A 21,775-nucleotide genomic window follows, 5' to 3' on the forward strand; every position below is an offset into this window, starting at 1 on the left:
CACGCCATGCCATGAAGGGGATCGTAGCAGATATGCGTTTCAGCGTTCTGAAAGCATTGGGATATTTCGCTGACGGACTTTGGACAGGCTGGGGCGGGCGACCGCGTATCGAGGCCAGGCAACGTCGCAATCTCCGGCGTCTCGTGAAAAAGGCTCGGAGCGCCTCACCGTTGTTCCGCAGGCTCTACGCGGATCTGCCGCCATCAAGCGAGATCAATCTGGCCGATCTGCCGGTGACGCGCAAACCCGATCTCATGAGGGAATTCAATGACTGGCTGACGATCCGCTCGCTTCCTCTCGATAGGGCCCGCGAGCACCTCCGAGACTTCGAAAATGTGGGAGTGCCGATTGACGATGTCGCCGTTTTCCAGACCTCGGGGACATCGGGAGAACCGGCCATTATCGTTCTGCCCTCGTCCTTCGTGGAATACTACTACGGGATCATGATGGCACGCTTCGAGCGGTACCATTGGAGGCTCATCCGCGAAGTCCGGAGGCTTGGCGTGAGGGTGACGATCACCGGCGGGAACGGTCACTTTGCCGGCAACGGGTTCAACAAGCTGATGCAAAGGCTCAATCCAGCACTGGCGAAGGGATTGGGGCTGACCTTCGTCGAGGCGGAGCAGCCGATTGAAAGGCTCATTCGCACCCTGAATGCGATCCCGAACGTTGCCTGGATCGTGACCTACCCCAGCATGCTGACCATTCTTGCCAGAGAAAAGGAAAACGGTCGGTTGCGGATCGAACCGGCACTCTTCAGTACAGGAGGCGAGACGCTGACGAACGATCTCCGCAAGAGGGTCACGGAGGCCTTTCCATCTCTGAAGTACGGTATCGCTGATTTCTATGGGTGCACCGAGTGCCTTGCGCTCGCGTTCACCTGCAGCCACGGGCGGAAACACGTGAACGAAGACTGGGTCATCCTAGAAGCGGTCGACGAAAAGATGCAGTCCGTTCCCGATGGAACGTTGTCAGCGACCGTGCTCCTAACCGTTCTCGCCAACGAAGTTCAGCCTTTCATCCGGTACGATCTCGGGGACTGTGTCCGATATTTTCAGGACGCGTGCCCCTGTGGATCACCGTTTCACAGTTTCGAGGTGGAAGGGCGACAGGCCACGCTCGTCCGTGTCGGTGAAGTAACGCTGTCGCCGCTCGTCTTCGAGCTGGAGCACGAGAATGCCCAGCGCGTTCAGTTGGTCCAAACAGGCGAAACGGAGTTCGAGGTGCGCGTACAAGCGGCCGAGGCGGCATCGGCAGAGATCGTCTTCGAAGAGGTCATTGCCTCCGTGAAACGGGTTTTCGCCGAAAACCGCCTGGAGAACGTCGCGGTGCGGGCAAGTCGAGACCCGCTGGAATTCACTCCAAGCGGCAAGTTCCACGAAATATTGCCCCTGCAGAGTTCCGATGCACGGAAAGTGACATGATGGCGGCTTGGGTGGCCGTTCTCACCAGCCAACGGACCTACGGCCCCGGCCTGCCCGGAGTGGGCGCCGGCGACACGACGTCCCAGTTCGCCCGGGCCCCATAGAGGCGTGCGATCTCGGCGGTGTCGTCGTCGTCTTCCAGATCATAGACCCCCTGCCCTTCCTGCTCCATGTCGGACACCCAGGGGTCGACGATGAACCGGTCGTCGATGACCGCGAAATCATGGCCATTCGCGAGGCGATCCCAGACCGTCCCCGGGTTGTCCTCGGCGAAGAAGCCGTAGACGGCCACGCGGTCGCCGAGCTTTTCCTGGATCTCGAGCGCGAACCCGGTGCAGTACAGACCGGCGCCATTCGGGAACGTGGCGCCGGAGTGCTCGTTCGGCACGATCCCCCCAGTAATCATCATCGCGGCCGATGTATTCTTCCAAAAGCTCTTCCTTGATCGACGTCATGATCTGCTCCCTGTCCGGTCTCATGGCAGAAATTGCGCACGACCTGAAGGATTAAATGCGGCCAGCCTTGCCATCTATTCATTATGCGGTTAACACTTCTATCAAGCAAAGGGAGCTTCCAATGCAGATCTCACGCATCGAAGGCGGTCGCGCCGGAAACAAGAACTATGCCTGGATGCTGCGGCCCAACGATGCCACCTGGAATACCCATTTCGCGTGCTGCTGGTTCTCGGAAAATGAGACCGCCCAGCGCGACGATCTCGAGCGGCTGGCCGGTCGCATGGACAGCTTCGTCATCGAGTTCTCCGCGCACGAGGTCGCCGAGGCCGCCCGCAAGGAGGGCTTCAAGGCATGGGCGCCGTTGGGCGCTCAGACAATGAAGCGCTTCGCGATCACGCTGTTCGACCTTTGAGCGCGCCGATGCTTGGTTCGGCAATCCGTGGTTCCGTCCTGTCCCGCAGGATGCGCAAGAAGAGACGCGCCGTGCTCGAGTCGCGTGAAGTGCGGCGAATTCAGGACAAGTTCGAGCGCGGAGAGATCTCGGAGATCGAGCGCCAGCAGCGCCTGGTCAGTCTCAAGCGTCCGAACAGTTCTCTGGCACGGCTTGCGTGGTCCCTGTTCGGGATCTGATCCTGATGCGGAAGGAATAACGATGACAGAAAACACCGCCAAAACCTGGAAAGATCTCGTTGCACCGCTCGCGCGCAAGCTGGATATCGCCGCGAAGTTCGACGAGCAGGCAACTTGGAATGCCACCGGTGCCGCGAGCTTCCGGGATATCCTGAAAGAGATGGCTCGCATGCTCGACGAGGTGGCGCCAAAACGGGAAGCCTCGCTTCGCCAGGAATTTGAGGCTCGCTAAAAGCAGATCATGCAAACCAGCCTCGAGACCGGCTACGAGATCGGAATCCGTCGCGCCGCGGCCGCCTTCCATGACGAAAGCGAGGAAGACCGGGACGTGCACGAGCGCATTCTGGCACTGCTGGACCCGGAACACCGTCAGCGCGCAATCAGCGATCCGGGCAAGGACATCCTTTCGGCCCTGAAGGAGACCAACATGCAGACACTCATCGCTCGCTTGAAACGAAATCTGACCGCGACTGACGGACGTCCCACGGTCACCATTGACCGAGCGGATCTCGATGAGGATGCGGATCAGCCTACGATGCCGAAAGGGTCGAAAGGATGAGCAACAGCCCCTGGATCCCGACGAAGGACAAGCCGGTTCCCAAGGACCGGGCGGTTCTCCTGTGGCTTGCCGAGGAGCGTCATGGCAGCCGCCTGGCGCTTTCGAAGGGTTTCGAGATCTCCAATGGCCACCTGTCCGTCATCGACGGCCTTTTCCATTTCGACTTCGCGACCCCGATCCTTGCATGGCGGGAGGTCGACAGCCTGATCGACGAGCTTCCGCTCGGGCTCACGGGCAACCTAGCGAAGGAACCCTACTAATGCCTCTTTTTGCCTGCCAGAACTGCAATGCCATCGAGAACACCGCCGTCGGTTGGTATTGGTGCGCAAAGAGCTTCGAGGACGCCATCTGCTCGGAATGCCGCACTGGCACCTGGCATGGGCACTTTCCGAAGCAGGATGCCGATGGGTGGGTTCCCGAAGAGCGCGCCATTCATCCGCGGCATCTGCCGCCGTTTCTAACCAAGCCCGAGGAAGGATCCTGAAAATGCGCCAGAAGGAACGCGAGAAGCTGTGCGGGTTGGTGGCCGAATGGGAATTCGCGGCGGGCAGCACAAGCGAGGCTATCGGGCGCAACTCCTGCGCCGAGGACCTGCGGCTTGCTTTCGACCTCGACGCGACGGATGAGCTTGGCTGGGCGCGATTTTTCAAGGTTATCGAGGCCACCCAACCGAAAGGGTTTCCGGCCTACGATGATGAGGAGCACGAAGCCTGGTCGGATGCGCTCGAAGTGCTCTGGGACGAGGTCGGCTACGATGGGGTCGTCGATCTCGTGGAAGATGGCGCCCTGATCGAGCGCTTGCGGCCGGCCGCGGATCATTTCCAAGACATCATCCAGGCTCAGGCCGGAGCCGCTCTCTGATGTTCGAAAACGCCGTCCAGCCGCACGAAGGACAACGATCATGAGCTTTCACAACAAACCCGAATGGAATCCGCCGGAACTGCGTGACGAACTCCTCAGAAATGGCCTGTCGCCGGACACGCCGAGCCAGCTTTCCGACGCCTTCCGCCTCGGGTGGTTCGCGGCCAAGCAGCACGAAGAAAAAGGGACCTGAAAGGACCAATCCGATGACCAAGGAAACCAGGGTACTCTGCCTGCGACTGGATGACGGAACCGTCCAACCACTTGCCTGGACAGACATCGACCTCTCCAAGAAAGAGATCCGGCGCGCCACCCGCAAATTCAGGAAGGACGCCGACGTCGAGGGCAGCTGCCTTCTTCCAGTTTCGCGACTGTACGATACGGCGGCCGAGGCCAAGAACGAACTGCCGCGATACTGACCGCATCAGATAAAAGGATTGTAATCATGACGACACCCGCTTTCGCCGAGACCGCACGTATTCGCGCCTCTGATGGCCAGTGGACTGCCGAGATCGGCTACCACCCGGCCGAGGATGGCGGCGGGAACCTGTCCGGCTTCACGATCTGTGACCGTCTTTATGGCGACAGCAAGCAGGCGGTGATCGACAGTGCCCGCCGGCACTACCCCGGGATCTCCATCGACACTGTTTTCGGGCACCTGACCGGGGAGGATGGGACCGCAGGACCTCGTCCAGGCGCCAAGGGCCCCGGCCTCTGATCAGGAAGAAGGAATCGGAATTCAATGGATTACGAAGCAATCGCCAAATGGGCCCTGAGCGGGACGACCGGCGCCTCGGCCGAAACGATGGCGCGCCATTTCTTGGGTATGCCAACCAGCGGCGCCTATCCACACGACGGCGGTGACTTTCGGCGCTGCGAGAGCCTGCTCGAGGCCGTGCCCGAGCTCCGGGAGCGGCTCCCGGAGATGGCCCAGGTCAACGCGTACTGGGCCACCCTGGTCGAGCACTGGGAGGACATCCGCATGGCCGGCGACAAGTACGCCAGGATCCGCTCGGTGATCGGCCCGCTCGAGACAGCGGATCCTGGTCATGTCGACCTCGGCGGCGGTGTCAGCATGCGGTTCGGGCGCTGACTTGGGCCAATCCACACACGACAGGGGGACTGACCTGGTCGAAAGCCAGTCGGCGAAGAAGGAATACGACCCCGACTGACACCAAGGTGCGCTGGGCGAAGACTGTCGGCAGTCGTCCTCACGCTCTCGTGAAATCGACTCTGGACTCGATGGCTCGAGTCGTGTCTGGTGCCACCATAAGTTGCAGGCCGACCCGCCGGGAGGAGCAAGGCGGGCCGACCAATCGTGAGATGCCGCCGGGGGAGGGCGCCATCTTGCCTCAGTCCGGTCGCCTCTGGAGGAGCTTTGGCGGCCGGACGCCTTCAGACATAATGGCGCTTTACGGCGGCGCAAGCAGCTCGAGATCCCTTGCCCGCCACACGCAAAGATGACGGTACGTCAGCCGTGATTTCCGCTCACTCAGTGAGCGGCGGCTCACCAAGCCACTCTCAGTCACGTCATTCGTGGAGCTTCCTTCAATCAGCTTCCGGGCGCCTTGTAAGCCTTCGCGATACTGCCGGCCTTCTTCTGGATTTCGGTGAACTCTTCCGAAGTGAATGCACGCACGGTCTTGAGATTGCTTGCTGCACCGCTTGCGCCGGCGACCATCAACGCGGCCAACAAATCAGACGCGTCGTCGATGGTGACTTTCAAGGAAAAGTCGTTGTCACCCGTTGTCAGATAGAAGGTTTCCAGCTTGCCACCGGCTGCCTCGACCAGTGCCCTGGTCGCGGCCTCGCGGTCGCTGGGGGTGTCGATCATCCCTTTCATTGCAGTGGCCGTGTAATTCCCAGAAATGATAAATCTCGGCATCTTCTCCTCCATGCTGAAACCGCAATAATATTCGTTTTCAACCGAAACCACTTCGGTTGAGCAGGCCAATGTGTGCCTGACAAAATCCTACCACATTTTCTTGACGGGAACTTCTGAATTCACGGAGCGCGAGCGTGTCAGAGCTCTCGGTCCCGTGTTCGATTTTAGGTTGGGATCCGACTGGCGGCGACGCTGAAATGAATAGGGTGTCGAGGCGATGCGCCACCCAGCCATTTCGCACCTGCACAGAAAGTCCAGACACCGTCCTCCCTCAGATGCCCTTCCCAGTCGCCGCGAGACTTGAGCATCCGCAGCGACCGGTAGGACTGTCGGCGTTGCTGTCGCCTTGCGAGCAGCCATGCGCGACGCCGACACGCGGCCGTCCAGCCTGCATTCGGATTGCGAGCATCGCCGTCCGGCCCATCAAACGTCGCCACGTCATGCACAAGATCTGACTTTTTCGCCAGAACATCTCAGCTGGATGACAGTTAAGAAAAACAACTGTTGCGAATCGCAACCATTGTAGCGTGCAGTATCTGCATGACGACCGACACGCCCCCCTCAAGCGCCTCCGGCGTAAGGCCAAGCGAAAGCCTGAAATCGCTTGGTATCGAAGACCTCGACTGCCTCGAAGATCTTCTCAGTTTCTACGTCCGGTCCGTCAACTATGCCTTGTCGGTTGATCTCGATGCTCGCCTGGAGAGCCTCGAAGTCGCCCGGGGAACGGGCAAGATCACGGCCCTGCTGCTAATCGACAGCCATCCTGGAATCCGGCCATCGGCCATCGCCCAGGCAACGCTCCGGGACCGCCCGAGCATCAGCCGGATCGTCAGTCACATGCTGAAGAACGGGCTGGTCGAAAAGGTGGAATCCCCGAACGAACGCCGAGCTTCCGGCCTGTACATCACCGACGCCGGGCACGAGCTCGCAGCGACAGTCCGGGACATCGTGAAGCAGCAGTCGAAAGACTTCTTTGCTGACGTCCCAAAGGAAGACCGGGATGAACTTCTCCGGATAACCAAAAGTATCTACAAGAAAATCATCGAGGCCCGAACCCCATGACGACCCGTGTCGCACTTATATCCGGTGCCTCCCGAGGCATCGGCCTCGCCGTTGCGCGAACACTCCAACAGAATGGCTGGTCCCTGTCGCTGGGCCTGCGGGACACGACGGACGTCGCGCCCGAGCTCTCCCATCAGCACGTCGTTCAGCATGACGCCCGAAGCGCCGACGAGCAGGCCTGGGTGCAGGCCGCAATGGACAGGTTCGGCCGGATCGACGCCGTCGCATGTTGTGCCGGGATCATGACACCCCGGGACATCGTCGAGATCGACGACGAAACGCTGGACGCGATGTGGGAGGTCAACGTCAAGTCTCCGCGCCGACTGGTGAGCGCAGCCTGGGAGCCGCTCAAGCAGGGCGGCAAGGGACGGGTCGCGGTACTGGCCTCCCTTTCCGGGAAGCGCGTGAAGTCCTCCGCCTCCTCGTCCTACGCGCTCACCAAACATGCCGCGGTCGCTCTGGTCCACGGCTTTCGCCAAACCGGCTGGGAGCACGGCATCCGCGCGACCGCCATATGCCCGGGCTTCGTCAACACCGACATGGCCAGGGCAATCACCGAGACCGACCCCGCCGCGATGACGCAGGCGAGCGACCTCGCCGAGCTTGTCCGCACGGCAATCGAGCTGCCCAACACCGCATCGGTCGCCGAACTCTCGGTAAACTGCCAACTTGAGGAGTTGTTTTAATGCCCGGCCCCACGCCAGTTCATGTTCAGGGTGATCCGGAACTTCCTGAAAAAGTCGATGTCGTTGTCATAGGCGGCGGCATCATCGGCACCTCGACGGCACTGGAACTTGCCGAAGCCGGATACAGTGTCGCCGTTTGCGAGAAGGGCGGCATCGGTCACGAGCAATCGAGCCGCAACTGGGGCTGGGTGCGCATCACCCGGCGTGACCCCCGCGAAATCCCTCTGATGGCGGAATCTCTCCGCCTGTGGAAGAACATCGACGAGCGCCTGGGACGTTCCACGGGCTACCGCACGACGGGCATCACGTTCGTCTGCAAGAACGAGAAGACGGTCGAGAACTATCGCAACTGGAAAAGGCACCTCGAGCCATTCCAGATCAAGAGCGAGATCCTGAACCCCCAGGAGATGCGCGACCTCAATCCGGGAAGCCAGCTGACCGGTGCCGGCGCCCTTCACACGCCGGCAGACGGGCGAGCTGAGCCCCAGAAGGCTACGCCGGCCATCGCAGAGGCAGCGAGAGATCGCGGCGCCCACATCCTCACGAAATGCGCCGTCAGGACCGTCGAGACGGAGGGCGGCCGGGTCTCAGGCGTCGTCACCGAACGCGGTCAAATCCGCTGTGCCAGCGTGGTTCTGGCGGGCGGCGCCTGGTCCAACCTGTTTGCAGGGAACATGGGGATCGACCTGCCGGCATTGGGCGTCGTCAGCCACGTCCTGCGCACAGAGCCCATAGAGGGCGGACCGAAGGATGCGACCTGGACGAACGATTTCGCAATCCGGAAACGCGAGGACGGTGGCTATACCATCTCTCGCGGCGCGGGAACGACCGTCGACATCGTTCCGAACTCGTTCCGCTACGCCGCAAAGTACCTGCGCGCTCTGAAAATGCAGGGCCGCGAGCTTCATTTCAGGATCAGCAAGCAGTTCCTGCGGGAAGCCCGGCGGCAAAAGAAATGGTCCTCCAGCGAGGTCACGCCGTTCGAGGAAGACGAAAACCGGATCTTCGACCCGACCCCGTCGCCGAGAATGGTGAATTCGCTGCTGGCCAACGCCTCGGCCGCTTTCCCGGCGCTGAAAGACGCGAAGGTCGCACAGACGTGGGCCGGGTGCATCGATGTCACGCCCGACGCAATCCCCGTCATCTCGGAAGTGGAAGCGACACCGGGTCTCTACATGGCCACTGGCTTCTCGGGACACGGGTTCGGCATCGGGCCCGCCGCGGGCGGCCTGATGGCAGACCTGGTCACGGGTCGCACGCCGCGTGTCGACCCCAAGGAATTTCGGTTTTCGCGGTTTACCGACGGAAGCCGGATCGCCCCCGATCTGGGCTACTGATCGGGACAACCCCAAGAACAATAAGAACAACGGACCAACAAGGAGTGTTCCATGACGACGTCGAAGACGACCAACCTGAACAGAAGAAACTTCCTGAAAACCGGCACGGCCGGCCTCACGCTTCTCATGTCCGGCGTCGCGGGCAGCCGCCTCGCCGCTCAGGACGCTTCCGGGCAGGTGATCATCGGGTTCTCCCAGGAGCCCACGGTCCTCCACCCGCACATGCCCCACATCGAGGTCGACGAAGGTGTGCACTTCAACCTGTTCGACCCGCTCTTCACCGTGAACTCGGACGGTGATTTCGTCCCTGCCCTGGCCACTGAAGTTCCGACCGTCGAGAACGGTGGCGTGTCCGAAGACGGCCTGAAATGGCGCGTCAAGCTCCGTGAGGGCGTGACCTGGCATGATGGCGAGCCGTTCACCGCCGAGGACGTGAAGTTCACCATCGAGCTGCAGCAGAACCCGAACTTCAGCGCCATGCGCCGGACCGGGCACGAGCTTGTGCGGAACATCGAGGTGGTCAACGACCACGAGATTACCTGGGAGATGGAGTCGCCCTTCGCGCCCTACGCGTCGATCCTGTCGTGGACCTTCATCGTGCCGGCACACATCCTGGCCGATGCCGAGGACCCCAACCAGACGGACTTCCGGAACAGCCCCGTGGGCACCGGCGCTTTCAGCTTCGGGGAACGGGTCGCCGGCAACTACATCCAGCTGAATGCCAACCCCGACTGGTGGGGCGACGGTCCGTACCTGGAAACCGTCATCTTCCGCTACATTCCGGACATGACGGTTCTCTACACGCAGTTCCGGACCGGCGACATCGACGTGATCGGCCTTCAGGGGATCCAGTTCGACCGCTTCGAGCAAGCCAAGCAGCTGGACGACCGAGAAGTCGTGATTACCCAAGCGTCGACCGTGGAATCGATCAGCTTCAACCTGGGCAAGCCGCAATTTCAGGATCCGGCCGTGCGCGAGGCGCTTTACTACGCGCTCGACAAGACGACCATCGTCGATGCGATCTACTATGGCATTCCGGAGCCGACGGAGAGCTTCCTGCCGAAGGGGTCGTCCTACTTCCACGAGGATCTCCCGAAGTCTGAGTACAATCTCGAGAAAGCCAAGCAGATCCTGGACGAGGCCGGTTGGGTGCCCGGAGATGACGGCGTGCGTGTGAAGGATGGCGTCCGTCTGGCCTTCAAGAACTCGACCACGGCCGGCAACAGCGTGCGCGAGCAAACGCAGCAGTTCATCCAGCAGGACTTCGCCGAGATCGGCGTCGAGATGGAGATCTCCAACCTGCCACCGGCCGTCATGTGGGGCGAGTACTGGCAGATGTCCGAGTTCGATACCGCGATGGTCGGCATCGTCTACACCACGGGGCCCGACCCGGACGTCTCGAACTACTTCCACTCCACCGCGATCAGCGCGCAGGGCGGCGCCGGTCAGAACACCTGGCAGTACAAGAACGAGACGGTCGACGAGCTGCTCGAAGAAGGCGCCAGCCTGTTCGTGCAGGAAGAGCGGAAGACCATCTACAACAAGCTCCAGGAAGTCGTTCGGGAGGATCTCCCTTTCCTTCCGATCTTCCAGTACGCCAACCTCCGCGGGCACAAGGCCGGCCTCGAGGGCTTCGATCCCAACGTGAACGTGCGGATCGAGACCTGGAACGTCGGCGAGTGGCGCTGGGCCTGATCCCTCGACACCAAAGCAGCCCGGCCGATCCGGCCGGGCTGACAACAACGGGGAGACAGTCATGGCACGGTTTATCCTGCACAGGCTGGGGCACAGTCTGCTGCTCCTGTTCCTGGTTTCACTGATCGGATACACGATCCTTCATCTCGCGCCAGGCGGGCCGCTCTCGCAATACGCCCTGTCGCCGGGGATGACGCAGGCGGAACTCAACCAGATCGCCGAGCGGATGGGTCTGAACCGCCCGATCCCCATCCAGTACCTGGATTGGTTCACGAGCTTCCTTGTCGGAGACTGGGGCGAAAGCTTTCGCGACGGCCGCCCGGTGCTGTCAGTGATTTCCGGGCACCTGTTCGCAACCGTCCTTCTCGTCGTGAGCTCGAGCGTGATCTCCATCGGGCTGGGCACACTCGTGGGCGTTCTCGGCGCCACCCGCCGTTACTCGGCCTGGGACTACATCGCGACCGTCGGTGCCATGATCGCCTTGAGCATCCCGACCTTCTGGTTCGGCCTGGTCGCGATCTATGTCTTCTCGCTCCAGCTCGACTGGTTCCCGTCCGGCAACATGTACAGCATCGGCGACGAGAGCTTCCTCGACTACGCGCACCATCTCGTCATGCCGTCGGTGGTCCTCGCCCTCGTGAGCGTCGCGATCTGGTCAAGGTACATGCGCTCCGCGATGCTGGACGTCATCGGCCAGGACTTCGTGCGCACCGCGCGCGCCAAGGGCCTGACAGGGCAGCGCGTCCTCTACCGTCACGTGGTCCGGAACGCCCTCATTCCGATGATCACTCTGGCGGGCATCCAACTTCCCATGCTCCTGTCCGGCGCGCTCGTGACCGAAACGGTCTTCACCTGGCCCGGCATCGGCCGCCTGTTCCTCGATAGCCTGGGCTACAACGACTACCCGGTCATCATGGGCGTTCTGATGTTCACCGCGATCTTCGTTCTCCTTGGAAACCTGATCGCCGACATTCTGGTCGCAACCGTCGACCCACGCGTGAGGCTCGAATAATGGCTGCAGCGACTGAGCAGATTCAAACAAACTCGAAACTCCGCTTCTTCGAAAGCCGGACGCTCCGGCGGTTCGTTCGCCACCGACTGGCCATCACGGGCCTGGTCATGATCGTCGGCATCGGGATCCTCTGCGTGGTGGGGCCCTGGCTCCTGCCGCACGACATGCTCGACATCAACATTCGCGACAGGTTCAGCCCCCCGCTCACGGATACCTTCATCATGGGGACCGACGAGATGGGCCGCGACCTCGCCGCCCGCCTGTTCATGGCGGGACGTGTCTCGCTCATGGTCGGGATCGCCGCCATGATCCTGTCCACGCTGATCGGGACCGTCATCGGCCTGGTCGCCGGCTACTTCGGCAAGGTGACCGGCACGGTTCTCATGCGGCTGACGGATTCCTTCCTGTGCTTTCCGCAGATCTTTCTTCTTCTGACGCTGGCGGCATTCCTCGAGCCCAATGCCTTCATGATCACGCTCATCATCGCGGTGACCAGCTGGATGGAGGTGGCCCGCATCGTCTCCGCCGAGATCCGGTCTCTCCGCGAGCGGGATTTCATCACCGCGGCCCGCATCAGCGGTGCCTCTCACCGATGGATCATGTTCCGGGAACTGCTTCCGAACACCATCGGGCCGATCATCGTGGCCGCCACCCTCACAATCGCCAAGGCCATCCTGCTTGAAGCCTACGTGAGCTTTCTGGGCTACGGGATCCAACCGCCTATGCCGAGCTGGGGCAACATGCTCAACAACGCCCAGCAGTTCCTGGATACCGCGCCCTGGCTGGCGATCATTCCGGGGATCGCGATCACTGCGGCCGTGACCAGCTTCAACTTCATCGGCGATGGCCTGAGAGATGCCCTCGACGCACGGAGCGACGCACAATGACCAAGGTACTGACCGTCGAGGACCTGACGATCAGTTTCGGGACCGGAGACTCCGAGCTGACCGTCGTCCACAAGGTGAACTTCACCCTCGAAGCCGGAAAGACACTGGCCCTGGTCGGTGAAAGCGGATCCGGGAAATCCGTGACCAGTCTCGGGATCATGCGTCTTCTGTCGCCGTCCCAGTCCAGGGTTCAGGGAAAGATCGTTCTGCATTCCGACGAGGACATCGACCTGCTGTCGCTCAGCGAGTCCCGCATGCGCCGGCTGCGCGGCGACCGGATCGCCATGATTTTCCAGGAACCGCTGACCTCGCTGAACCCGGTCTACACGATTGGAGACCAGATCATCGAGGCGATCCGAAGCCACCGCCGCATGTCGAAAAGGAACGCGCGGCAGCGGGCCATCGAGCTCATCGATCAGGTCGGCATTCCGGATGCGGAACACCGCCTCGGCACCTACCCTCATGAGCTTTCCGGCGGCATGCGGCAGCGGATCATGATCGCCATCGCCTTGGCATTGGAGCCGGATATCCTGATCGCGGACGAACCGACCACCGCGCTCGACGTGACGGTCCAGGCCCAGATCCTGGAACTCCTGAACCGCCTTCAGGAAGAAACGGGCATGGCCATGCTCTTCATTACGCATGATTTCGGGGTCGTGGCGGACATCGCCGACCGGACCATCGTGATGTACGCCGGCGAGATGGTGGAAGAAGGCAGCACGGAAACCGTGCTGGAACGTCCACTGATGCCCTACACCAGTGGTCTCATGCGGGCCGTCCCGAAGCTCGAGACGGCGGGTCTCAAGGAAGGCGACCTCGAGTCCATCGAAGGCTTCGTTCCCCATCCCGACAACCGTCCAACCGGATGCTCGTTTCACCCGCGGTGCACACACGCGCTTGCAGGGACATGCGACGTGCCGCCCGTGCCCATCGAAGACGCAGGAGACGGTCATCTCGTGCGCTGCAAGCGTTGGAAGACCCTTCAGGAGGCCGCGGAATGAGTGAAAAAGCCCTGATCGAAACACGCGACCTCAAGCAGCATTTCCCACTCCGAAAGGGCCTCTTCGGTGGCAAGAGCCAGGTCGTAAAGGCCGTCGACGGAATATCGATTGAAATTCCCCGACGGTCGGTGCTCGGGCTTGTGGGTGAAAGCGGGTCGGGCAAGTCGACGTTCGGACAAGCGGTCATGGGCCTCACGAAGCCAACGGCCGGCTCCATGACCTTCGACGGCATCGACATGGCCACGGCGTCATCGGCTGAACTGCGCGGCTTGAAGCGCCGGATGCAGATGGTCTTCCAGGATCCGTTCAGCAGCCTCAATCCGCGCATGAGCGTGGCGGAAACACTAGGTGTACCGCTCAGATTTCACGAACCCCAGCTGAACGGCGCCCAGCGCAAGGATCGGGCCGCGGAGATGCTGGAGCGAGTGGGTCTTCCCGGCCAGTACGTGGATCGGTTCCCGCACGAGTTCTCGGGCGGCCAGCGGCAGAGGATCGGTATCGCGAGAGCGCTTATGGTCCATCCCGATTTCATCATGGCGGACGAGGTCGTGTCCGCGCTCGACGTGTCGGTACAGGCTCAGGTCCTGAACCTGTTCGGGCGGCTGCAGCGCGATCTCGAGCTCACCATGCTGTTCATCACCCATGACCTGGCCGTGGTCGGGCACGTCTCTGATTTCGTCGCCGTCATGTATCTCGGAAGGGTCGTGGAAATCGCGCCGACCCGGGAATTGTTCTCCAGCCCGAAGCACCCCTACACCGAGGCCCTCCTCTCCGCGGCACCGACACCGCAGACGAAGAACCGCCGGCAACGCATCGTGCTCAAAGGGGACATCCCGAGCCCTCTGAATCCCCCGAGTGGCTGCCCCTTTCGGACGCGTTGCCCCTATGCGCTCGAGGAATGCGCGCACTCCACGCCGGAGCTTCGCGAGTTCGCCAGCGGTCACAAGGCAGCCTGCATTCGCGATGATCTCTCGCTTGCGTCCGCAACGCAGCAGCAGAAGGAGCCCGCATGACACGCTTCTCCCCGATCTCGGATTGCCTCTGGCCAAAGACGGCCGCACCGTCCCCCTTCGTCGATGACCTGGCCGAGACGGTCGAAGCCGACGTCTGTATCGTCGGCGGTGGCTTCTGCGGCCTGCACACGGCCCTGCAGCTTTCACGCGAAGGCAAGAACGTGGTGGTGCTGGAAGCCGAGGAAATCGGGTTCGGCGGCTCGGGACGGAATGCGGGTCACTGCACGCCGACATTCCATCACCACAGCCTGGACGAGATCCGCCAATTGCTGGGCCCGACCCGCGGCGAGAAACTGATCCACCTTCAGACGACCGCTTCCCATCGGATCGGTGACGTTATCAAAGAACATGACATCGCGTGCGAGTGGGTGCAGAACGGCTACGTGATGGCCGCGCCCACACCGGGGAAATTGCCGTCTCTCCGGGCCAAGGCGGAAAGCTACAACGCCGTCGGCCAGAACACGGAGGTCAAGGACGCGGGCGAAATCGCGGCCCTGACCGGAATGCGCGGGCAGCATGGCGGATGGTTTCATCCCGGCGGTGCGCATCTCAACCCGATGGGGCTGGCACGTGGGTTGGCGACCGCGGCAAGGAAGCACGGAGCCGACATCTACGTGAAATCACCGGTAATGAAAGCGGAGCGAGCTCACGGTCGATGGACCGTCTCCACCCCACGAGGGTCCGTGCGCGCGACAAAGCTCATCTACACCACCGGCGCCTACACCCGCGACGGCTGGCCGAAGCTGTCCGATACCTTCAAGATCATGCGGGTCATGGTGGCCGCCACCAAACCGATGCCGGAAGCCGACAGTGTCTTGCCATCGAACGTCACCGCGCACGATGGACGCGGAAACATCCTGGTCTACAAGCGGGATGCCTTCGGCCGCATCGTCGCGTCCATGTTCCCGCGGATGTTCGCCACCCGCGAGAAGATGCTGGACCTCATGAGCCGCCGGTTGCGGTTCCATCACCCGGATCTGCCTGAGCAGCTCGAGTGGGATTGTCTCTGGACCGGTGAGCTCGACATGCAGAGCCGGACGATCCCGAGGCTTTACCACCTGGGCGACAATGCGGTCGCTGTGACCGGCCTCTCCGGGCGCGGCGTGCCCACCGGGTATACCGTCGGCCAGGTTCTCTCCGACTGGGCGAACGAACGCCCCGCCGATGACCTTGCCCTGCCGCTCGAACCGCTCTCCAGCGCGCCGGCCTACATGGCCTTCGCGCCCCAGCTGGCCCTGCGCGGTTTCGAGGCCAGGGACCGCCTCGCCGAGTGGAGATCCGGCGAGGAAATGCGGCCGTGGTAGCAATCTGCTCCCGACGACCGACAAGTGACTTCCATGACGAGACAAGGTGAGCCATGACGACGCTCCTGCTGGGACCGGAGAACCGGGCCGCCGCCTGGCGAGAGGTCTTCGCCGCGGAAAACGAGCCCCTGATCACGAGTTCCGAGAACGTGGCGAGGCCCGAGGAAATCCGGTACCTCGTCTGCTGGAAACCTGACGTGAGCCTCGATACCTTCCCCAACCTCGAAGTGGTCGTCTCGACGGGTGCGGGCGTCGACCATCTGATCCCCCTGCCCGATCACCTGCGCCTTTGCCGGACCCTGTCCCGGGACATCGAGGAAAAGGTCCGCGACTGGGTGGTCATGGCCTGCCTGATGCTTTGCCGGGACATGCCGGTCTACCTCGACCAGGCGCGGCGCGGACTCTGGAACACGCTCCCTGTGCCCTCCTCTCGTGACCGCAACATCGGCATCATGGGCATGGGCCGGATTGGTCGGCTCGCGGCCGCATCCCTCCGGGAGCTGGGGTTTTCCGTGTCTGGGTGGTCGCGCAGCGGGACGCCCGACGATGGTGTCGAAATGTACGGCGCCGATGCGCTGCCAGCCTTCCTCGAGCAATCCGACGTCTTGGTGTGCCTTCTGCCGCTGACCGATAGCACACACGGGATCCTAGGGCAGGAGCTGTTCGATCAGCTTCCGGCCGGTGCGATGCTGGTCCACGCCGGGCGCGGCAGCCAACTTCGAATGGACGACATGCGCACGGCCCTAGAGACCGGCCAGATCTCTTCGGCCATGATCGACGTGACCGATCCCGAGCCTCTGCCGGAGGATCACTGGGCCTGGACCCACGACAAGGTCATCGTGACACCTCACGCCGCGGCCTCCACCGACTACCGACCGGGTGCGGAACATGCCCTGCGGGTCATTCGCGCCCATCGCGAGGGCGCTGCGTCCCTGCCCGGCGAGATCGATCTCTCCCGCGGCTATTAAGCCTTTCCGCCTCACTGCGACGGACATGCAAACATCCTGAAATCAGATCCGAAAATCGGGAGAAATCTCCGCCGGCTATGATCCTCCTCCCAACAAGGAGACATGGATGCAGGATCGGACACGGGACGAAATTCAGAACGAGATCGACCGCCTGACTCACTTCCGAAAAGTCAGCGTCTCCCTGGTCGTGGTGGCCCTCTTCACGGCGGGCGCCAGTGCCTACTCCGCGCTGGCGGCGGGGTCGGAAGACCCGGCATCATGGGAGTCAGCGGCCGCTTGCCTGCTGTCGATCTGCGCCGGGATCCATGGCGCTAAGTGGGCTGCGCGCGCCGGCAGGAAACGCGAGACACTGCAGGCTCGCAAGACGGACATGCAGACGGCCTCTCCTGAAAAATCAGGATCTCCAACCAGCACGTTCTCCTACGCATCCGTGACAATCCAGGGTGGAGGGATCCGCTCCGCGACCAAGTCGGGATGAGTTAAAAACGAGTAAAATGTCCTGACGGCCTCGACCGCCATCATCCGGGCGATGATGCCCTTCTCGCTCCAGCGCTTCCAACGGCTGTAGAGCATCTTATGCGGACCATAGGCAGCAGGCGCATCGCGCCAACGCAAGCCATTGCGATTGATGAAGATAATCCCACTCAGCACGCGCTTGTCATCGACCCGAGGCTTGCCATGCGACTTCGGAAAGAAAGGCTCCAGACGTGCCATCTGCGCGTCGCTCAGCCAGAAAAGATCAACCATGTCACCGCTCCGTTTTCGGAGCCGTGAATCATGCTGCGTGACAGAGATCAATGCATCCTGAGCCTAGTTAGTATTGCGTGTGTGGCCCATTTATTCCCGGCATGCCTCTCGTATTATTCGCTTGACGTCTTGCAGTGTTTCCCTTTGCGACTGACCATTCTCGAGCTCCGGTGTAAATGCGATCAACATCACGATTCGTTCACGCATCGAAAGGCCATCATATAAAGGATGCCCGAGCTTTCTTCCCGAAAAAATTCCATCACCAAGCATTGTGTTCTCCAGGTCTGGCACTCCCGGGAAGCCAGTTGCTTCATACATGCTTTGCTTTATGCAGTCCCCGAACTTTGGCTCGGGCAAGCTCCCTTTCAGCCAGATTTCGGAATACTCATCGCCAGAGTCATGCCAGCCGAAATTTGCAACGGCACATGTTAATTCATCTTGCTCATAAAAATTACGCAACTGCTCAGGGGCCTCGGTGTTATGTGCCGCGACTTCCGTTCCTGTTATTATTACATGGACTTCGTTTTCTCCTGCTTCGGAAGGTAGGTTAGCTCCCGCGGCCAGCCCAGAAAATTTTCTAATAAACTCAAGCGTATAGGCAACGTTTACTGCATAGAGCCCCCGCAAGTTTTGGGGGTTACCCGAATCAAATGTCACTGAAAATGGTTTGGTCCTCTTTCTCAGAGCAGTCGGACATTCTTTCCCGGCAACACAACCGCTGTCGGCATGCAGCATGTCGGAGACCAGCGTTGCAAACTCTCCTTCGCCTTCGTGCTCATCATAAAGCTCGACAAAATGACAATCCTCGGAAGTCAGCGGAGACGCGGAGGCGCTATAAGGGGGGAAGAGTACTTGACACATTGTGCCGAGGCATAGGATGCGACCTAGGTGATCGAAAAACCGTTTGTGTCTTGAGCTCATCGGATTTCGCGCCTTCTCTTTTTGACGTGAGGTTCTGGATGTCTCGATGATATTTGAGATGCCAGATCTCCGATCACGGCGCAAGGTCACGGACCGAGGAATTTCGCCCAGTTTTAGCTATATCCAAATTGAGGGCACCGACATGGGTTGCGACTTGCAGAGTGCTGATCTTCGGCGCCATCATCGGCCGGCAGGACAAGCTTGCCGTCCTTCGCCATGCGTCGCCACATCGTTCCCCGTCATTCCCGGCTGTAGCGTCTCGGCGACTACCTGCGCCTTCGCCTCATCCGGCCAGCGTCGGTGTCCGGACGCGTAGATCTCTACACCGAGCGATCTGAGAAACGGATTTGTAGCGCACATTGCGAACCGCACTCGCCGAAACTTCGCGGAAGGTGACCGCGGGACAACGCTTACGATGAGGTCACCCGGCGTCATGCATCAGGCGGGACGCGGGGATGCGGCATCGGCGGTGGTTATGCTGCGGCGCAGAAACTAAGTTCTCTAGCAACACCGGGTGCTTGGCGCCCGACACTCAAGGAGACCCAACATGACAGCAACCGACATCCATTCCGTCCCGCAGAACGACACCGAACACCGTGGCATCCTCGCCCGCATCTTCGACGGCCTGGTCGCCCTCGCCGAGGCCAACCCCCGGCTCAAGAAAGCAGAGAAGCTCCTCGCCATGAGCGACGCAGAGCTCGAGGCCCGCGGTATCCGCCGAGACGAGATCGTCCAGCACGGGTTCCGGGGTCAGATGTACATCTGATCCCGGCCGCATCGGGCGACCTTGTTCAGGCAATCCGCTTGATGGTCTGCAGCGCGGCCCGAAGGAGAACCTGTTGACTGCAAAGGTCTGCGAGGGTTTCGATGTTGCTGCGGTCTTTCTCGCTCCAGATGCGAACGCAGTTATCCATTGCGCAGACCGCGCCAATCGGGTCATTCGCCGGACCGTGAATTGGCGCTCCGATGTAAGCCAGGACACCGTATTCGGTCACGGCCGGATGATGTCGGAAAGACGGATCGCGGGCCATGTCCTGAACAATCAGAGACCGGTCGCGGATCCGCACCTCATTGCACAGAGAATGAGAGAGTGGTGTGTACCAACTCTCCATAAGGTGAGCGCCAAGCAGGCCACGGCTCGCGTCGGCGCGCCTGGCCTTGAAGACCTGGCGCTCGTTCGCATCGTCGATCACTGAAACAAGCGCCACAGGTGCACCAAGTGTCTGGTGTGCAAGTTTGACGATGTTTTCAAAGACCCCGTCCTGCCCCTGATCGAGCAGTCCCAATTCACGAATGCTATACACGTTCGAAATACTAGCCTCCTGCATAATTGGAGGTGGCGGAAACTCACGTAAGGAGATTTTGCTACCTTTCCGAGAACACGGGAGAGCAGATTCTGTCAATGATTGATTGGCAGCCTGCGGTAACACGTCCTGCAGCGATGCCGTCCTGATGCTTCAGGTGCCCAGTTGCTGCGAAACTAGGCTTCCTGATGGTGCCCTGTGTCCAGCCCCTCGGAACATGTTTCCATCACCGGCCATGCCACGACCGGCGGACATCTTTCGCATCAGGCGATGATCTTGATGGTCTGCAAGGTCGCGCGGAACAGCACCTGGTGACTGCACAGGGATGCGAGGCTCTCAAGGAACTCGAGATCCCTGTCTGACCAGATCCGGGAATTCATATCTATCGCGCACACGGCACCTATCGGGCCCCCGATCACGTCGTAGATAGGAACCCCTAAATAGGCTCGGATGCCGCACTCGCTCAACGCGGCGTGGTCACTGTATTTGGGGTCGCTCGCGAGATCCCGAATGACCAAAGGTCCATTTCCCGAGACGACATCGTAGCACAAAGACGGCGACGACAGAGATCTTCCGGCTTTCAACGCATAATCGGGAAGACCGCGTCCAGCCTTGAAAACCTGATGATCGTTGCCCTCGTCGATCACCGACACAAGCGCAACGTTCGGTCGCAGCATCGTGTTTACGAGGTCCACAACGATTTCGAAAACCTTGTCCTCCTGCCGGCCAAACAATCCAAGATCATGCAGGCTATACTGACTCACAACACCCTCCCCGCTCTCCACAAACGCATTAACTGGTCCACTCAAAACACAGTGAGATAGCCGACCGTGCCTTCCGTAGGGGCAGCCTGTCAACGTCGGAGCCCCACGGCGGAACAAACGCCACACTCCTAACAAATTCGGACCATCGCCCGCCAAGTTGTCGGCGCGGCCGACTTCACGAGTTTTGTCCTCGTCGCGCTGGGCGTTCAAGGGCACTGCGAATTCAGAGGATCATTCGGTCTTCAACGCGCGGCTCGTGGGAACCTCCTCGACCTTCATGACGATCCCCATGCTCAGCTCGTTCGTGAACAATCCGGCTGTTTTCAGAACACTTGCCCGTAAGTTGTGAAAACGGCTTGCAGTAATCAGCGTAGAAGGTATCGTTTTCGGAATATGTCTTTGTGAGACCGTATCGATCATGGATTTATTGATGCCAAAAGATTCTGATTTTGCAGCACTGCGCGCCGTTTTCCTGGAAAACTTCGAGGTCATCGATAGTGCCGAGGTCTATCGGCGCGCCGGCCTGATCGATGAAAACGTCTGGCAGTCAGTCAGCATTCTACCAAGGCCGCCGCCAGTGCTCCATCCAGAGCGCGCAGCGCTTGGGTGGAGGTGAAGGCGGTTATTGAGAGCTTATTCCGGATTGTCTTGGTTTTGAACATACTGTTTGACCACGGAAAGCGGGGCTCCTCCGCAGCTAACTATGCAACATGACCGGGACCAGAAGACAGGCTTCCAATAGAATCTGGAGAGATGCTCAGGGAACTATCGCCGTATGATCCGGGAGGATGTCGTCTTCAGGCAGTTGACAAACTTCGACAGGTCAAGCGTTGGAGGAAGGGATAGAAGCAAATGAATGTGATCCGCCTCACCGTTGAACTCGCGCAACGATCCACCCCAGTTCGTCGCTCTTCTGGAAGATATCTGTTCGAGCCTCGCGAGTATGTCTGAATTGATCGCCGGCCGCCGGTACTTCGTGACTAGGACAAGGTGGGAGTTGAGCGAATAGATGCTGTGACGTAGCTTGACAAAAGACTGATCCGAGAACATAATGGGAACAATGGCGCGTCGGAGAGTCACATACAAGGTTTATCCTAACAAGCAGCAGGAAGAGCTGCTTGAAAACACCCGCCGGATGCACTGCGATCTCTATAACGCCGCGCTCGAGGAGCGGATCACCGCTTACCGCAGACGCGGAATCTCGGTCAAGAAGGCCGACCAGGAAAAGTCACTGACGCAGATCCGCCAGCAGGACCCCCT

Annotated in this window: 31 protein-coding genes and 2 pseudogenes; 26 read left to right on the forward strand and 7 right to left on the reverse strand. The window is 60.7% G+C overall.

Annotation, left to right across the window (positions count from 1 at the left end; translation table 11 throughout):
- The first annotated feature begins 11 nt into the window (after positions 1-11).
- Positions 12-1,424, forward strand: a complete 1,413-nt coding sequence (locus SALMUC_RS06265; protein ID WP_245584675.1) for a phenylacetate--CoA ligase family protein — start codon at positions 12-14, stop codon at positions 1,422-1,424.
- 37 nt (positions 1,425-1,461) lie between these two features.
- Here the strand turns inward: SALMUC_RS06265 and SALMUC_RS06270 are convergent, their stop codons facing one another.
- The gene (locus SALMUC_RS06270; protein WP_020042137.1) at positions 1,462-1,833 is read right to left on the reverse strand and encodes a hypothetical protein; all 372 of its coding nucleotides are present in this window, start codon (positions 1,831-1,833) and stop codon (positions 1,462-1,464) included.
- 167 nt (positions 1,834-2,000) lie between these two features.
- Here SALMUC_RS06270 and SALMUC_RS06275 point away from each other — a divergent pair, with 167 nt between their 5' ends.
- From SALMUC_RS06275 to SALMUC_RS06315, 11 genes are all read left to right on the forward strand, one after another.
- Complete coding sequence (locus SALMUC_RS06275) at positions 2,001-2,291, forward strand: hypothetical protein (protein WP_020042136.1); 291 nt, start codon at positions 2,001-2,003, stop codon at positions 2,289-2,291.
- Positions 2,292-2,362: 71 nt separating this feature from the next.
- On the forward strand, positions 2,363-2,509 hold the full coding sequence (locus tag SALMUC_RS29535) for a hypothetical protein (protein ID WP_021119917.1): 147 nt from the start codon (positions 2,363-2,365) through the stop codon (positions 2,507-2,509).
- Positions 2,510-2,531: 22 nt separating this feature from the next.
- Positions 2,532-2,741, forward strand: coding sequence for a hypothetical protein (locus SALMUC_RS06280; RefSeq protein ID WP_020042134.1), 210 nt, complete (start codon positions 2,532-2,534; stop codon positions 2,739-2,741).
- Positions 2,742-2,750: 9 nt separating this feature from the next.
- Positions 2,751-3,068, forward strand: a complete 318-nt coding sequence (locus SALMUC_RS06285) for a hypothetical protein (RefSeq protein ID WP_020042133.1) — start codon at positions 2,751-2,753, stop codon at positions 3,066-3,068.
- Positions 3,065-3,328, forward strand: a complete 264-nt coding sequence (locus tag SALMUC_RS06290; protein WP_020042132.1) for a hypothetical protein — start codon at positions 3,065-3,067, stop codon at positions 3,326-3,328. The genes SALMUC_RS06285 and SALMUC_RS06290 overlap by 4 nt, the downstream gene beginning before the upstream one ends.
- The gene (locus SALMUC_RS06295; RefSeq protein ID WP_020042131.1) at positions 3,328-3,552 is read left to right on the forward strand and encodes a hypothetical protein; all 225 of its coding nucleotides are present in this window, start codon (positions 3,328-3,330) and stop codon (positions 3,550-3,552) included. The genes SALMUC_RS06290 and SALMUC_RS06295 overlap by 1 nt, the downstream gene beginning before the upstream one ends.
- Positions 3,553-3,554: 2 nt before the next feature.
- Complete coding sequence (locus SALMUC_RS06300; RefSeq protein WP_020042130.1) at positions 3,555-3,929, forward strand: hypothetical protein; 375 nt, start codon at positions 3,555-3,557, stop codon at positions 3,927-3,929.
- Positions 3,930-3,969: 40 nt separating this feature from the next.
- On the forward strand, positions 3,970-4,122 hold the full coding sequence (locus SALMUC_RS29540) for a hypothetical protein (RefSeq protein ID WP_020042129.1): 153 nt from the start codon (positions 3,970-3,972) through the stop codon (positions 4,120-4,122).
- Between the two features lie 13 nt (positions 4,123-4,135).
- A complete protein-coding gene (locus SALMUC_RS06305; protein WP_020042128.1) occupies positions 4,136-4,348 on the forward strand; it encodes a hypothetical protein in 213 nt (70 codons plus the stop codon).
- Between the two features lie 26 nt (positions 4,349-4,374).
- Positions 4,375-4,647, forward strand: a complete 273-nt coding sequence (locus tag SALMUC_RS06310) for a hypothetical protein (protein ID WP_020042127.1) — start codon at positions 4,375-4,377, stop codon at positions 4,645-4,647.
- A 24-nt stretch (positions 4,648-4,671) separates the two neighbouring features.
- Positions 4,672-5,022 carry a hypothetical protein gene (locus SALMUC_RS06315; RefSeq protein WP_020042126.1) on the forward strand — a complete coding sequence of 117 codons (351 nt, stop codon included), beginning with the start codon at positions 4,672-4,674 and terminating at the stop codon, positions 5,020-5,022.
- Positions 5,023-5,481: 459 nt separating this feature from the next.
- Here the strand turns inward: SALMUC_RS06315 and SALMUC_RS06320 are convergent, their stop codons facing one another.
- On the reverse strand, positions 5,482-5,814 hold the full coding sequence (locus SALMUC_RS06320; protein WP_037371429.1) for a GYD domain-containing protein: 333 nt from the start codon (positions 5,812-5,814) through the stop codon (positions 5,482-5,484).
- Between the two features lie 540 nt (positions 5,815-6,354).
- Here SALMUC_RS06320 and SALMUC_RS06325 point away from each other — a divergent pair.
- The 11 genes from SALMUC_RS06325 (at position 6,355) to SALMUC_RS29545 (ending at position 17,257) form a co-directional block, all read left to right on the forward strand.
- Positions 6,355-6,876, forward strand: coding sequence for a MarR family winged helix-turn-helix transcriptional regulator (locus SALMUC_RS06325; protein ID WP_020042124.1), 522 nt, complete (start codon positions 6,355-6,357; stop codon positions 6,874-6,876).
- Positions 6,873-7,562 carry an SDR family NAD(P)-dependent oxidoreductase gene (locus SALMUC_RS06330; RefSeq protein ID WP_020042123.1) on the forward strand — a complete coding sequence of 230 codons (690 nt, stop codon included), beginning with the start codon at positions 6,873-6,875 and terminating at the stop codon, positions 7,560-7,562. Before SALMUC_RS06325 ends, SALMUC_RS06330 begins: the two co-directional genes overlap by 4 nt.
- Positions 7,562-8,899 (forward strand): NAD(P)/FAD-dependent oxidoreductase, encoded by a 1,338-nt coding sequence (locus SALMUC_RS06335; RefSeq protein WP_020042122.1) that lies wholly within the window; start codon positions 7,562-7,564, stop codon positions 8,897-8,899. The genes SALMUC_RS06330 and SALMUC_RS06335 overlap by 1 nt, the downstream gene beginning before the upstream one ends.
- Before the next feature lie 51 nt (positions 8,900-8,950).
- Positions 8,951-10,594, forward strand: coding sequence for a peptide ABC transporter substrate-binding protein (locus SALMUC_RS06340; protein WP_020042121.1), 1,644 nt, complete (start codon positions 8,951-8,953; stop codon positions 10,592-10,594).
- A gap of 61 nt (positions 10,595-10,655) precedes the next feature.
- Positions 10,656-11,606, forward strand: coding sequence for an ABC transporter permease (locus tag SALMUC_RS06345; protein WP_020042120.1), 951 nt, complete (start codon positions 10,656-10,658; stop codon positions 11,604-11,606).
- On the forward strand, positions 11,606-12,493 hold the full coding sequence (locus SALMUC_RS06350; protein ID WP_020042119.1) for an ABC transporter permease: 888 nt from the start codon (positions 11,606-11,608) through the stop codon (positions 12,491-12,493). Before SALMUC_RS06345 ends, SALMUC_RS06350 begins: the two co-directional genes overlap by 1 nt.
- Positions 12,490-13,494 carry an ABC transporter ATP-binding protein gene (locus tag SALMUC_RS06355; RefSeq protein ID WP_020042118.1) on the forward strand — a complete coding sequence of 335 codons (1,005 nt, stop codon included), beginning with the start codon at positions 12,490-12,492 and terminating at the stop codon, positions 13,492-13,494. Before SALMUC_RS06350 ends, SALMUC_RS06355 begins: the two co-directional genes overlap by 4 nt.
- Complete coding sequence (locus tag SALMUC_RS06360) at positions 13,491-14,507, forward strand: ABC transporter ATP-binding protein (RefSeq protein WP_020042117.1); 1,017 nt, start codon at positions 13,491-13,493, stop codon at positions 14,505-14,507. The genes SALMUC_RS06355 and SALMUC_RS06360 overlap by 4 nt, the downstream gene beginning before the upstream one ends.
- Positions 14,504-15,811, forward strand: coding sequence for an NAD(P)/FAD-dependent oxidoreductase (locus SALMUC_RS06365; protein WP_020042116.1), 1,308 nt, complete (start codon positions 14,504-14,506; stop codon positions 15,809-15,811). Before SALMUC_RS06360 ends, SALMUC_RS06365 begins: the two co-directional genes overlap by 4 nt.
- Before the next feature lie 53 nt (positions 15,812-15,864).
- Positions 15,865-16,779 carry a 2-hydroxyacid dehydrogenase gene (locus SALMUC_RS06370; RefSeq protein ID WP_020042115.1) on the forward strand — a complete coding sequence of 305 codons (915 nt, stop codon included), beginning with the start codon at positions 15,865-15,867 and terminating at the stop codon, positions 16,777-16,779.
- A gap of 106 nt (positions 16,780-16,885) precedes the next feature.
- Entirely contained in the window at positions 16,886-17,257 is a 372-nt protein-coding gene (locus SALMUC_RS29545) for a hypothetical protein (RefSeq protein ID WP_156883395.1), read from the forward strand.
- Between the two features lie 38 nt (positions 17,258-17,295).
- Here the strand turns inward: SALMUC_RS29545 and SALMUC_RS06375 are convergent.
- Positions 17,296-17,526 (reverse strand): annotated as a pseudogene (locus SALMUC_RS06375) (transposase); the annotation flags it as partial.
- A gap of 90 nt (positions 17,527-17,616) precedes the next feature.
- A complete protein-coding gene (locus SALMUC_RS29550) occupies positions 17,617-18,447 on the reverse strand; it encodes a hypothetical protein (RefSeq protein ID WP_156883396.1) in 831 nt (276 codons plus the stop codon).
- 547 nt (positions 18,448-18,994) lie between these two features.
- On the opposite strand from SALMUC_RS29550, the gene SALMUC_RS06380 reads away from it, so the two are divergent.
- A complete protein-coding gene (locus SALMUC_RS06380) occupies positions 18,995-19,213 on the forward strand; it encodes a hypothetical protein (protein WP_020042113.1) in 219 nt (72 codons plus the stop codon).
- Between the two features lie 25 nt (positions 19,214-19,238).
- Here the strand turns inward: SALMUC_RS06380 and SALMUC_RS06385 are convergent, their stop codons facing one another.
- A complete protein-coding gene (locus tag SALMUC_RS06385) occupies positions 19,239-19,751 on the reverse strand; it encodes a GAF domain-containing protein (protein ID WP_245584676.1) in 513 nt (170 codons plus the stop codon).
- A gap of 263 nt (positions 19,752-20,014) precedes the next feature.
- The gene (locus SALMUC_RS06390) at positions 20,015-20,515 is read right to left on the reverse strand and encodes a GAF domain-containing protein (RefSeq protein ID WP_037371297.1); all 501 of its coding nucleotides are present in this window, start codon (positions 20,513-20,515) and stop codon (positions 20,015-20,017) included.
- A gap of 418 nt (positions 20,516-20,933) precedes the next feature.
- On the opposite strand from SALMUC_RS06390, the gene SALMUC_RS29560 reads away from it, so the two are divergent.
- Complete coding sequence (locus SALMUC_RS29560; RefSeq protein WP_156883398.1) at positions 20,934-21,131, forward strand: hypothetical protein; 198 nt, start codon at positions 20,934-20,936, stop codon at positions 21,129-21,131.
- A gap of 17 nt (positions 21,132-21,148) precedes the next feature.
- Here the strand turns inward: SALMUC_RS29560 and tnpA are convergent.
- Positions 21,149-21,565, reverse strand: a pseudogene (gene tnpA / locus SALMUC_RS28720) (IS200/IS605 family transposase).
- Position 21,566: 1 nt separating this feature from the next.
- Between tnpA and SALMUC_RS28725 the strand changes: the two are divergent.
- Positions 21,567-21,775 (forward strand): helix-turn-helix domain-containing protein (locus SALMUC_RS28725; protein ID WP_156883453.1); only part of this gene is annotated, 209 nt, incomplete at its 3' end.

The sequence above is a fragment of the Salipiger mucosus DSM 16094 genome, assembly GCF_000442255.1.
GTDB classification, from domain to species: domain Bacteria; phylum Pseudomonadota; class Alphaproteobacteria; order Rhodobacterales; family Rhodobacteraceae; genus Salipiger; species Salipiger mucosus.